Raw genomic sequence first — 13581 nt, 5'->3', positions numbered from 1 at the left:
GATTTGATCTCCATTTAAAAGAGTTTCGTACCCATTCCCTGCTTGGGGTATTCAACATTTCTGCTATTTATTTGGATTTTTATTGTATCCTGTTCTTTGTGCTTATTCTATTTTTGGCGGGCTTAAATATGCGCTGGTCGGATTTTCGCAAATAACAGGGAAGGAGAAATATCCGGATCTTAATCAAAAGCCGGAATTTTTAGCTTAGGCATAAGAAAGCCTATTTTTTCGATTTTCCTTTTGTTGAGGAGGCTGGTCGAATTAAATCCAATAAAATAAGTTATAAACCAAATGTCAGGTAGCCTTAAGCGAAACGATTCCTCTAATACTCAAAAAATGCATATCATTAAATTTTACTGCTTTACACTTTTCTTTTTGTTTGGAATTTTAGATAGGGCTTTTGGGCAGCAGTTGGATACCGCAATTACGCTCAAAGAAAGCTACCGGGATTATTTCCCTATTGGTGTTGCAGTTTCGCCTAATGATATCAACTTTTCATCCCAAAGGATATCGAATTTGATAATTAAACAGTTCAATAGTTTAACACCTGAAAATGCGATGAAGATGGGGCCTATCCATCCGGAAGAAGATAGGTATAATTGGAAGAACGCGGATGCTGTAGTAAATTTTGCACAAAAAAACCACATGCGCATCAGGGGCCACAACCTCTGCTGGCATAACCAGGCGCCGAAATGGATTTTCTATGATAAGAGCGGTAATGTTGTAAGCAAAGAAGTCTTGTTGAATCGCCTCAAGGAACATATTCAACATGTTGTCGGCCGGTATAAAGGACGAATTTATGCCTGGGATGTTGTAAATGAGGCCGTCAGTGATGATAGCACACAATTTCTCCGAAATTCAATGTGGTATAAAATATGCGGTGAAGATTTCATATATAAAGCTTTCCAATTTGCGCATGAGGCAGATCCTGACGCCCAGCTGTTTTATAATGATTATAACACGGAACGTCCGGGTAAAAGAGAACGGCTTTATAAACTTTTAAAACAGATGATCGATGCAAAAATTCCAATAAACGGCGTTGGTCTCCAGGCGCACTGGTCGATATTTGAGCCCTCCAGGCATGAACTTGAAGAAACGATCGAACGCTTCGCATCGCTTGGGCTAAAAATTCAAATAACCGAACTTGATATGTCTGTTTATCCATGGGAAAAAAACAACAGGAAAAAAGAGCCAGGAGAAAGGGAATTGTATACCAAAGAGGCTGCCGAAAGGCAAAGTGAACAATATGAAATGGTGTTTCAGGTGTTTCGCAAGTACAGGGACGTGATAACAGGCGTTACTTTTTGGAACGTTTCAGATGCTAAATCCTGGTTGAATGATTTCCCGGTACGGGGCAGGAAAAATTATCCGTTATTGTTTGACAGGGAGCTTCAGCCCAAGCCAGCTTTCTGGAGAGTGGTGAAATTTTAAACTTAAGTTATATAACCTTATTAAATGAAGAAGCCTTTAATATGCAGTTTGGCATACGCGATTTTGTTTCTTAGTTGTACCGATAGCGTTTTTGGCCAAAAGGCAGGGATCTCGCTCTTTCCCCTAAACGACATTCGCTTATTGAACAGTCCCTTTTACCAGGCACAGCAAACCGATCTGAAGTATATGCTCGCCCTTGATCAGGACAGGTTGCTTGCTCCATTTTTACGCGAGTCAGGCCTTAAGCCAAAAGCCGAAAGTTACGGAAACTGGGAAAGCAGCGGGTTGGATGGTCATACCGCAGGTCATTACCTCACCGCCCTGGCGCAGATGTATGCCTCGGCGGGTTCGGTGGAATGTAAAAAGAGGCTTGACTATATGGTTAGTGAACTGGCACTTTGCCAGAAAGCGAATGGTAATGGCTATGTTGGTGGCGTTCCCAACGGCAGGCACATGTGGGCTGCATTTAAAAACGGCGATTTCTCGGAATTTAATAAGGAGTGGGTCCCATGGTATAACCTTCATAAACTGTTTGCCGGTTTGCGTGATGCATACTTATTAGCAGGTAACCAGCAGGCAAAGACCGTGTTCCTTCAGTTGACGGATTGGGCGGCAAATGAAACTGCCGGTTTAAGCGATGCCCAGATGCAAACGATGCTTAATATGGAACATGGCGGAATGAATGAGGTAATTGCGGACGCCTATGCGATCACGGGGGATAAAAAGTACCTTGATCTTGCCAAAAGGTTTTCACATAACCGGATACTGTTGCCGCTTGAAAACCGGGAAGACCGCCTAACCGGCTTGCATGCCAATACCCAGATTCCGAAAGTGATAGGTTTTGAGCGGATCGCGGAGTTGACAAACGATATGTCTATAGCAAATGCAGCGCGGTTTTTCTGGCAAACAGTAGTGAAAAACCGGAGTATATCCATTGGCGGCAACAGCGCTGCGGAGCACTTCAACCCGGCCGACAATTTTGAATCGATGCTCGAATCGGAACAGGGGCCGGAAACCTGCAATAGCAACAATATGCTGAAGCTGAGCAAAATGATTTTTTTACAGGATCAGCGGCCGGAGCAGATCGGTTTTTATGAGCGGTTGCTTTACAATCATATTTTATCTTCCCAGCATCCGGTTAAAGGCGGGTTTGTATATTTTACCCCCATCCATCCGCAGCATTACAGGGTGTATTCCACGCCGCAGGAGAGTTTCTGGTGCTGCGTAGGCACCGGTATGGAAAACCATGGCAAATATGGCGAACTGATCTATACGCATCAGGCGAATGATATCTACGTTAACCTTTTTATTCCTTCGGTATTGAACTGGAAGGAAAGAGGGTTTGCAATGGTCCAGGAGAATAAATTTCCGCAAAAGGAAACGAGCAATTTCAGGATCACAAAAGCACCGGCCGGGAAATTTGCGCTTAATATCCGAAAGCCCGCCTGGGTAAAGCCCGCAGGGTACGTGATCAAGCTGAACGGCAAAATAATTCAGGCAACATTATCGGCAAACGGATATGCCCGGATAGAGCGTACCTGGCAGTCAGGTGATCAAATACAGGTTTCATTACCTATGCAGGATTATGCAGAGCGCCTGCCGGATCAGTCTCAATGGGTGTCTTTCATTCACGGTCCGATCGTTTTAGCTGCGCCGACGGATAGCGCCAATACCCCCGGCTTGTTTGCCGATGGAAGCCGCTGGGCACATATCGCAGGCGGCCCGATGTATCCGCTCGTTAAAGCGCCGGTGTTGGTAAGCAACGGCGGGAACCCGGCGCTGGCTTTACACCGTATTAAAACCGATAGCCTGGAGTACGAGCTCAATGCGCAGGTTGGCGGACAGAGCAGGCAACAGAAACTTATTCCCTTCTATGCTGTTCATGACACCCGCTATATGCTGTACTGGCCAATTTCTACAAGGGATAGCTTAACACAATTGGAGGCGTCATTTGCCGCACTTGATGAGAATTATATCAAACTTGCGCCGAGAACCGTTGACCGGGTATCACCTGGGGAGCAGCAGCCCGAGAACGATCACAAGCTGGATTTCAAAGATTCGCAAACAGGGATTTTGAATAATGTCCATTTCAGGTTTGCAACGGGCTATTTCAGTTATCAACTGCGCCACACCGCCGAAGCAAAGTATTTACGGATTACATATTTTACCACGGCCGATGCCCGTTCCTTTGATATCCTGGTGAACAAGAGCAGGGTAGGACAGGTTAAAACTGGAGGCACAACTGCCGGGATTGCCAAAAATATGGAATATCCACTCCCGGCCGCTGCGGCAGGCAATGACGAGCGTTTTCTTGTTGAATTTATTGCGACTAATGGCCTGAGTACCGCTCCGGTCACCGATGTCCGAATCCTTAAACAATAAACCGATCATCGTGGAAAAGAGGATGAGCTCAGCAAGTGAGCTCATCCTCTTTTTTATTTCCTCAAAAGCTGCCGTCTTAGGTGTTTATATCCACGAGGATAGTTTCATGCTTTTTTAATTAGCTATCGCCAGCCCAATGCAGGTGCAATATGTTCTAATATAGCGGAGAGCACATGGATATTGTAATCAACGCCCAGCGTATTAGGAATGGTCAGGAGCACTGTATCCGCTTCCTGGATGGCTTCGTCCTTCGCCAGGTCCTTAATGAGCTGCTCTGGTTCGGCAGCATAACTCTTTCCGAAGATAGCCCGTTTATCACTTTCAATATAACCAAAACTATCAGATGCTTTCGCTTGCTGTCCGAAATAAGCCCTGTCCTGGTCTGTTATCAGTGCAAATACAGACCGGCTTACCGAAACCCTTGGTTCCCGCTGATGCCCAGCTTTTTTCCATGCTTCTTTATATAACCTTATCTGTTCTGCCTGCTGGATATGAAAAGGTTTGCCGCTTTCATCAAACTTTAAGGTAGAACTTTGCAGGTGCATGCCGTTCTCGGCTGCCCACACTGCAGTTGCATTAGAAGCGGCTCCCCACCAGATACGTTCCCGGAGCCCCCCCGAATGAGGCTCTAAACGTAGCAATCCCGGCGGGTTGGGAAACATCGGGTACGGATTTGGTTGGGCAAATCCGGTGCCTTTTAATTTGTCCAAAAAATCCAAAGCTTTGCTGCGTCCCATGTCGGCATCGGTTTCCCCCTCAGCAGGTTCATAACCAAAATAGCGCCAGCCGTCAATCACCTGCTCCGGTGAACCTCTGCTGATCCCTAACTGTAAACGTCCTCCTGAAATGAGGTCCGCAGCGCCCGCATCCTCCACCATATAGGCGGGGTTTTCATACCGCATATCGATAACGCCGGTACCTATTTCTATTTTGCTTGTTTTTGCACCAATAGCTGAAAGCAAAGGAAATGGAGACGCTAACTGCCGCGCAAAGTGATGAACGCGAAAATAGGCACCATCTAAGCCTAATTCTTCAGCAGCAACAGCCAGGTCGATGGATTGAAGTAAGGTATCTCCCGCTGTACGGGTTTCATAAGAGGGGTGGTTAGACCAGTGCCCAAATGATAGAAATCCTATTTTTTTCATAACATTCAAAGGTAATCATCCTGTGATGCCGCATAATCACTGTTTTGTCGAAATTGCGCAAATGTCATGAATTTAAATCGCCGGTGATCATTCCCGATAGGGCACCCTGCTACCAATAACGTCAACCCGAATAAAACTAAACTCTAAGCGCTGCTCCTTTTAACTGAGACTACTTCTGATAAACCATTTTTCCTAAAGCAATTTTGTATTGTTAATAAAAAGCAACCTTTACGGCTGCTTTTTATTAACTGTCCACTCAGCCATCTGGAAATCGCGGCTGCCATTATTGGTCTTAATGCTTATTCTATAAAATTTGTAAGCTACATTATTATTAAAGTGATATAGGATCCGCTGCGCGCGGTTGGCAAAAACTTCGTTGTTTTTGCTATGCAGGTTTATCCATCGTATGCCATCTTCAGAGCCCTGTAGGATCCATCCTTTCGGGTCACGATCGGGCGAGTCATTTGCCGATGTCATGGTATAGGCTCCTGCAACAACGGCTGTTTTAAGTTCATATTTCATTACCAGGTCGCCGGAGAATCCCGATTGGAAAAACTTGGTATTCGGATCGCCATCAACGACTTTTAGTGAACCCTCATTTGAATTTGGGCCACCGCCATTATCACGTGATACGGTAAATGTACCGCCTATCGTAGCAAAATAGCTTTCACCAACCTTGCTTCTGTCAAAGTTAGGATCGGCAACGTTCAATATTATTTCGCGGGCAGCCGAATACCCCTGAGAGTTTCTGGCCGTTAATGTTACGTGATATAAACCATCAAAAGCATACCTGTGCTTAGGCGCTTTTTCTGTCGAGGTGCTATCATCGCCAAATTGCCACAGGATATCTTTGTAATTGACGGCTGTACTATTGAACTGATAACTTAAAAAATCAACGCTATCTGTTCGCGCAGCCGTAAAACCCACTACAGGTTTTGGCTCATCCGGTTCGGGCTGAGGCGCAGGCTTATCTTTTTTACACCCGGCAAACAACATGGCTGCTGTTGAAAATACCGATATAATATGCAATATCTTTTTCATGTCTTTTTCATTGATCTGTTTAGGCTTAAGGGGCCGGAAATAATTGGCTTTGTGGTATTATCCTTCTTCCGTTGATACCGGCAGATGGTACCTCAAAAGTTAAACGGGCACGCTGGCCACCCACGTTTTCACGATGATCGGCTTCGATTTTGTAGCGTTTACCTCGTTCCAGGAATATTTTGGCTGTACGGCTGTCCTTATCCCACTCGGTGGTGAAATCATTAATAATGGCCTTGCCGTCTATATATAATCTCGATCCGTCGTCCCATTCATTTTGCCAGAATACATACTCTCCCCGAACGGGTGCAAGGAACTCGCCGGTCCACCGGGTGGAGAAATTATCATGGCTTATAGTTGGTATCGCGGCCTGCCAAACGCCATCGTTAGGCCAATCAATAGTGGGTTCTATCTGTACAAGATCGGGCTTCCTACCATCAAAATCAAGCAGTTGATTATTTGAAAAATATTCCGCTTTTAACCCTGTTCCATTACCGGTTATATAAGAGTTATTATCAAGATTAACCTCAGGTTGCACCAAAACGATTAGTTTACTTTTTGTTGGATGCAGGATGTGTTTTGACGGATTAGCCAAACTCACCACAAAGCCAAAACGTTTATTAGCAGCTATGTTCGCGTCAAAAACAGGCCAGCCAATTGATAAGCGTATCACCGCGGTACTGGAATTGGAGTTTACCCTGATCAGGGTATCGATAGAAAACTGATCGGCGTTAAGCGCGATAGTGTTATCGGGCAACACTTTGTTACTTACCAAAGTGGCTATCGTATCCATATTCAATTTCACATTAACGTTAAACGCACCTGCTGGCACACCTGCCAGGTTTATGGTTATTGGAACGGTAATCCCCGCCGGCGATGTGGTATAGTTTTTTTGATAATCAACATTCATAATGCCGCCGCCATTTAAAAGCGACAGGTAATGAATATCACTTTCTTTAACAAGCGCTTTGGTATCAAGCACTACCAGGATATTTGATTGCCCCCCTTTGATCTGGTTACCTTTACCGGGATCTGTAAGTTTAAATGCAAAAGCTACGTTTTTGCCGTAATTAGCTTCTATGGCTGATAACCTGATACTGGCAACCGATGTTGCTGTATCGGCTCCGAATAATACGTTGATCACGCCGGGATAATCAATTGCCCCTGCAGGTAACACCACCGTATTTTTGAGGGTACCATTGGCGATCAGTTTGGTCACGGTATCATTATTAAGCGTTATACCCACCTGGAAAGCTTTGGTTGCCGGACCTGATAAGGATATTTTAAATGGTACTTTAACTATCTCGTTACCGGCAGTTACACCACCTGTATTTGCTCCTGCGCCGGCAATATCCCTGTCGGTGTTTTGAATTGGCTTCAGCTCGTCAAGGGCATTGTTTTTGCAGGCTGCCGCTACCAGGATCATTAACCCGATAAGCAAAACATATCTGTATTTTTTCATCATCAAATAATTTAGTTTATAATGGTTAAATTTTACTGATCAAGCCAAACGCGGCCATCAAGCCCCCAAGCCTGCCTGTTAGGTATTCTGAACCAGTTTATGATCTGTGCAGGGATATCTGCCGTTTGCGGAACAAACTGGGCAAGCGCCCCCGCCGGCGGCGGGCAGATCAGGTCATTAAAATCCTCCCATTGGTAATTGCCTTTTAATTGAAAATCACGGGCCTGCGGACCAACATCCCTGATCTTATCACCCTGGCCATCAGTACCCGGCCAGTATGCCGCCAGAAAAGTATAGTAGGGATGGCCTTCGCTGATGGAGGTTTCGCAGGCATAATTTCCAATCACGGCGTCGGGCACATCAACCTTAAAAAACCTGATATCGGTAACATACACATCGGGTGTACCATGCCCTGTTCCGTTTAAATAACCCAGTTTAAGCGGGCTATTGTTAGCGAGACTACCCGATGCAGTTATTTCCAATTCATTATTAAAAACTCCGTCGGTGTATGTTCTGATGTATCGCTTGCCTGCGCGTATCTCACATTTAACGGAAAGATTTTGCCATCTGCCTTTTTGCAGGTCGCCGCCACGGCACTGATGATAATCACCATCCTTGGTACCCCGGTATTCAAAATACCAGTAAGCATCTTCCAGGTAAATTACCCAACCAACCCCGGGATGACCTGCTGACCATTGTGCTCTCTTACCCAGGATACTTGGCCAAAAGAATTTATCCTCGTTCTTTTTAACTTTCAGTTCAATGGTGAACTTGGTTGTATCGTCGATATTAAAAATATCAGCCGTATCAATTTCGGCCCTTACTCCTGTATCCTTCAGGCGCACCGTACGGCCCAGATACCTGTTGCCGGTAAATGGTTTACCTATCACTCTTTGTTTATATTTTGGATTGTAATAGATGGCAAACGTATTGACGGCAGTGTTACTGAAAACGGTATTATCATTCTCATTAGCCGGGATATTAAATTTACCGCCTCCGCTTGATGCGATCACTACCAGCCAATCTTCATTAGCGTAGTTTTTCCTTTTTTTCAGGGCATTGACGATCTCACCTACATACCCGTCAAATTTTTCAATAGAAGCTTTATACTGCGATGAAGAATTATCAAACCCATATTTGACGCCGGCTTCCTTAATATCATTGAAGTGGCCAACTATCAGCTGTGCCGTATCGGTATTTAGGCTGTTAACTACTGCTGTTTTAATTTGCTCATCGGTATCGTACAACTCGCTTACGGTAGCGCCTTGCGTTAACTTATTTTTGAAAATAGTCGAAGAGGCAAAAGAAGCGATTTTGGCATTTGGTTTTTCTTCTTTTATCCTTTCAAAAAACACAGGATAAGTTGCCAGGTTGTTCCCCGCAAAATCATCCGATAAGATCTTGTGTTTTTCTTTTTTTACACCGGTCAGCATATTGGCCCAATTGCTTACATCCCGGGTTGAATCCGGATCGCTTAAGGCCACCCAGCTATAAATAGAACTGGGCAGCAATGCTTTAATGTTGGGGACATTGGCACTATTTACAGACGAACCCCTTGCCCCGTCAACGATCAGGTACAAAACCTTACGTTCACCGGATGTTGCTTTGGCTGTATCTGTATAATTTTTATCGGGCAGGGTACGCACAAAATCCTTATTACATGATATTGTAGCAACAGCCAATGCACAGATAATTGAAAAGATGACCTGTTTATATTTTTTCCTGTTCTGCATTTCTTTATAGATTATAGGTTCTCTTAAAATTATTCGATAGTGACGCGTATGATATTGCTAACCGGAATATTATCAAAGCGATAAAAGCTGCCGATCAGTAATAATGCCCGTTTACCATCTGTCGATTTGGTTTCAACGATGTCATACAAGGCACCTGAAAATGGCCCCGTTGTATTATAATTGCCGGCAAGTTCACCCTTGGTATTTAACACCATGAAACCATTACGGGTAACATTATCATATTTTTTAAAGCTGCCGCTAACTACTATCAAGCCATCATTGAGCTGGCGGGCGAAACCGGGGTAACCTCCTTCAAATGTTTTAGCTACAAAGGTTTGATCAAGCGTACCATCAAGGTTAACCAGCGCCATGCTGATGGCTGGTTTGCCATCGTATGTCCTGAAGACCCCCGTTATCAAATACTTTTTGGTTACAGGATTATATGTTAGGGATGAGATACTGTTATCGGTACCCCTGCCGGTTTTAAATGAGTCGTCAATAGTGCCGTTGGCACTTAAACGAACCAGGCAGCCCGCGGCCTTGGAGTCAAACGTAGTAAAACTTCCAAACAGCACCAGTTTTTCCAGCTGATCCGCGTCGGTATGCATGTACGAATCAACAGGGCCGTTTGCCGAAGGCTGGCCTTTATTGGTCGCTATGTTGAAACGGTAAGTTTTGTCAAGTGATCCATCCAGATTAAAGCGGGCAATCTGTCTTATCTCGGTACTATCAAGGATCACCGTATCCCGGCTAAAATCATGATTATGCTCAGTGTAAACCCGGTTCACATAGTATCTGAAACTTCCGGTTGCCAGTATTTTGTTCTGATGCTTATATATTTTGGCTATATACTCATTAGTGCCTCCGTTAAATTTGGGGAAATATTTGGTGGTATCTGTTTGTGATGGACGTCTGTAGGTTTTTATACCAACGGTATCAATACTGCCATCAACATTTAAAGTGGTAATATTACTGATATTTTCGGTTCGTTGGTTGTAGCCGGTAAAGCCCCCTGCAATAACGTATTTTCCGCCAAGTTCAATAACCTTTGATAATGATCCGTTTGCTGCCTTACCTGTCCGGAAAGTACGGTCAAACTCGCCATCTGCTGATGTTCTTACAATACGGTTAAGTGGCGTGATGATCCCTTTATTATCATAATTGGTAAACCATCCCAGTACCAGGTTCCGGCCGTCGGCAAGTGGATAAACCTGGTTTACAGCATTGTTTGCTCCGGCTGTAGCCCTGAAAGAAGGGTCGATATTAATTAACCCGGCTACCTTAAACAGGGGCCCAAGTACTAACTGATCATCAATAGCGATTGATGTAATCCCTGTGCTGCCAAATGCAGGCACCTTCACCTTAATACTTGACTCCGTAACCTCGGTAACCTGGCCGGGTTCGCCGTTAAACATGAACTTTATTTTGTCTTTATATTGGATAAGGCCGGTGGCTTTAAACGTTACTTCGGTGCCCACTGCACCAACAGATGGTACTGGTACAGCATCACGGCTAAGGGTAACGCCCAATGGTGGCTTTCCGTCCCCATAGGGATCGGAATAAATTGTTTTATCCTTTTTGCATGCCTCTATTGTGAGCACCAGCAGGATAAACATGATGATATAGTTAAGTCTTCTCATATTCAATTTATTATCATTGAAATAATATTGTTAATAATGTTTTACTCAGAATGATGAAGGCCTGCGAAGTATATTTCCTGATAAAAGTCGTTTTGGCTAAACCCAAAGTAGGCTTCATTATATTGCAGCGTATGCACTAACCCGTTAGTGGGTTTAATATCCGATGAGGAGACATTATTTCGAAAAACAGCGTTTTGCGCATCATTAATGTCATAGATATAACTGATTACCAGTGTGCGCGGGCCAATATATTTGATGTTATTGGCGTCGCCATATATCACACCAATGTTCTCTACATCGCCACTGTAAGCATAATAAAGGGCTCCCGGGTATTGATTTTGCAGGTTAAAATCTATTTGCGGATAATCTTTAAGACGGTTAATGCCTTTGAACATATACCGTTGCAGATATTTTCTCCATATCGCTGAGTCGATATCCGATAGCTTTTTCACGGTATCACGACCAGAATAAAACAAAAAATAATTTAAAGAGCCCCTTGTTTTATTATTGCCTATGGTTCTTTTGATAACATCATCATCGGGGGCAAAAAAGGTAAAATCACTTTTGCGGAATGTTTCTTCCATCCCGGCCAGTTTTACGATCTGGGCAATGGTATCAAACGGCACTGCTTTATCTTGCAGATATTGAAGCATATCAGCGGGATAATCGGCCTTAGCTTTGCCTCCGTCTTTATAGTACTCATCGCGTTTACAGCCGGTAAGCACCAGTAAAAAACCGGCAAAAACAATAATTATATTTTTCATATTTCTTATCATTACTTTTTAGGAATAGGTTAATTACCTCCGTTTACCCAATACATGTTTAGTGACATAAATGGGTTATTGGCAAGCGCGTTACTATTGATTGGCCAGGTCCAGGCACCGCGGTTAAACTTGTCAAGGGTCAATACATTATATGACCACTCGCTGTTCATGATCCTCCGGGTACGCACCAGGTCAAAATAATGGTGCCCTTCGCCCATCAGTTCCCGCGATCTTTCCAGGAAAATGAAATCTTTAAGGTCCTGCCCGCCACCACCGGTATAGCGTGATGCTTCGGCCCGGTCCCTTACTTTATTCAACAGGGCAATAGCCTGATCATCCTGGCCCAGTTCGGCCAGCGCTTCTGCACATAGCAGTATTTCACCGGCATACCTGAATATCATAAAGGTGTTGTCAGGATTGGCATCCTCGTCTCCGGTTGCAAAAGCATTTTGAGCAAATTTGAGCATCATGAATTTTCCGTTATCAGCGTAGATATCGGAGTTAAACCAGATAGTAGCACGCTTATCGGCAGTGCCCGGATATAGTTTTTGCATATACTCAGCCCTGAAATAGGCAAAGCTTATGCGGTGCGTGTACTCGGGCCTTTTATAAGGATAGTGCAGAAACATGTCACCTATAGGGGCAACGTTTGTGTTTTGATCACCATAGTTAATACTGCGGTAAAACTCAAACAAACTCTCGTCCGACCGGCCTTTGATAACCGTTGCCCATTCAGTTATAGGCAGCAACCTGTAAGCATTGCTTTTAATGAGTTCCTGTCCGTAATCGGCAGTTTCCTGGTAGTATTTGTTCGCGTTAGGTTTATCGAAGCCGGCGTTCCACATGTTCATGTTCATGATGAGCGCGATAAGACTGCCCTTGCTCGCTCTTACACCTTTCAAAGCAGGATCGGCATAGGTCCATGGTAAACCATCCTTGTATTTTTTAAGATCGGCGATACTTTTGTTTAAAACAGATACCATGTTTTCACGGGGTAATGCTGTTGAATGGTAGGCATCGGTAAAATAAGGTACATCGCCATAAAGCCTCACCATATAGAAATATGCAAGCCCGCGTATAAAAGCGGCTTCGCCTTCAAATTGCTTTTTTTCGCTGTCTGTTACACCGGGTACACCCGCTTCGAGCTTTGAAATAAGGATATTGGCGCTTTGTATCACCTGGTAATATCCCGTCCAGTCGGTAATATTATTAAAGTTGTAGAAATTCCAGGGTTGGTTTCCCGCCAATAGTCTGATCAGGTCATTCCGGCCCAATACTTCTACATATGCACGCGCTGGCCCATTGTCTGACTGTGGTTCATACAAAACTTCACCCGAGCGATATTCGCCCGTTGCGCCGATAAAATGTGTTTCGTTGATCTTGCCAAAAAATGTTCTTGACATATCATAAATATTGGCCACCACATCGTCTTTCGACTGGTAAAAGTTATTACCCGTTAATTTATCTATGGGCTGTACATTCAGAAACTTTTTACAGGATGGTAAACACAAGCTTGCTGCCGCCGCTAAAATGTATATAACACTTTTTTTCATGATCTTGAGTTTTATTTACTTGTATTTAGTTCGATATTTAAACCTAAATTATAAGTGCGCGGTACCGGATAACCGCTTGATATATCCCGGCCCAGCGAGGTTACGTTTTCGGGGTTAGGTCCGTTATATCCCGAAAAAGTGACGAGGTTATTGGTTGAGAAATAAACCCTCACATTGTTGAACCCAAACTGCCGCACAAACTTCTTGTCGAACATGTAGGATAGCGTAACCGTGTTGATCTTGAGGTATGAGCCTTCTTCCTGCCACAAACTCTGATCAGAACGGAGCGGCCTGATCTGGTTGAACCTTGAAAACGAGTAGGGGTTAGGGTACTTGGATTGATCACCCGGGTTCCTCCATATATCCAGGTCATCCAAAGGGACTGCCGCAAGCAGGGCATAAGGATCCTTCATGATCGATAAGCGGTCTGACA

Annotated in this window: 9 protein-coding genes and 1 pseudogene; 2 read left to right on the top strand and 8 right to left on the bottom strand. The window is 44.2% G+C overall.

Going from position 1 to position 13581, the window contains the following annotated elements; translation table 11 throughout:
- Positions 1–336: 336 nt before the first annotated feature.
- Together VF500_RS15270 and VF500_RS15265 are read left to right on the top strand one after the other, a co-directional pair.
- On the top strand, positions 337–1431 hold the full coding sequence (locus tag VF500_RS15270) for an endo-1,4-beta-xylanase (protein WP_330860491.1): 1095 nt from the start codon (positions 337–339) through the stop codon (positions 1429–1431).
- A 24-nt stretch (positions 1432–1455) separates the two neighbouring features.
- Positions 1456–3813: a glycoside hydrolase family 127 protein gene (locus VF500_RS15265; RefSeq protein ID WP_330860490.1), complete on the top strand. Its 2358-nt coding sequence runs from the start codon at positions 1456–1458 to the stop codon at positions 3811–3813.
- A gap of 122 nt (positions 3814–3935) precedes the next feature.
- Here the strand turns inward: VF500_RS15265 and VF500_RS15260 are convergent, their stop codons facing one another.
- The 8 genes and pseudogenes from VF500_RS15260 to VF500_RS15225 all read right to left on the bottom strand — a co-directional run.
- The gene (locus tag VF500_RS15260; protein ID WP_330860489.1) at positions 3936–4958 is read right to left on the bottom strand and encodes an LLM class flavin-dependent oxidoreductase; all 1023 of its coding nucleotides are present in this window, start codon (positions 4956–4958) and stop codon (positions 3936–3938) included.
- Between the two features lie 228 nt (positions 4959–5186).
- Positions 5187–5999, bottom strand: coding sequence for a PKD domain-containing protein (locus VF500_RS15255; RefSeq protein WP_330860488.1), 813 nt, complete (start codon positions 5997–5999; stop codon positions 5187–5189).
- 25 nt (positions 6000–6024) lie between these two features.
- Complete coding sequence (locus VF500_RS15250; RefSeq protein WP_330860487.1) at positions 6025–7458, bottom strand: PA14 domain-containing protein; 1434 nt, start codon at positions 7456–7458, stop codon at positions 6025–6027.
- A 32-nt stretch (positions 7459–7490) separates the two neighbouring features.
- Complete coding sequence (locus VF500_RS15245; protein WP_330860486.1) at positions 7491–9191, bottom strand: alkaline phosphatase family protein; 1701 nt, start codon at positions 9189–9191, stop codon at positions 7491–7493.
- A 29-nt stretch (positions 9192–9220) separates the two neighbouring features.
- Positions 9221–10831 carry a DUF5008 domain-containing protein gene (locus VF500_RS15240; RefSeq protein ID WP_330860485.1) on the bottom strand — a complete coding sequence of 537 codons (1611 nt, stop codon included), beginning with the start codon at positions 10829–10831 and terminating at the stop codon, positions 9221–9223.
- Positions 10832–10872: 41 nt separating this feature from the next.
- Positions 10873–11595: a hypothetical protein gene (locus VF500_RS15235; protein WP_330860484.1), complete on the bottom strand. Its 723-nt coding sequence runs from the start codon at positions 11593–11595 to the stop codon at positions 10873–10875.
- A gap of 29 nt (positions 11596–11624) precedes the next feature.
- On the bottom strand, positions 11625–13148 hold the full coding sequence (locus VF500_RS15230; RefSeq protein ID WP_330860483.1) for a RagB/SusD family nutrient uptake outer membrane protein: 1524 nt from the start codon (positions 13146–13148) through the stop codon (positions 11625–11627).
- 11 nt (positions 13149–13159) lie between these two features.
- Positions 13160–13581, bottom strand: a pseudogene (locus VF500_RS15225) (SusC/RagA family TonB-linked outer membrane protein); the annotation flags it as partial.

The sequence above is a fragment of the Mucilaginibacter sp. genome, from assembly GCF_036383575.1.
GTDB lineage: Bacteria > Bacteroidota > Bacteroidia > Sphingobacteriales > Sphingobacteriaceae > Mucilaginibacter.
This window is presented reverse-complemented; position numbering and strand designations above follow the sequence as displayed.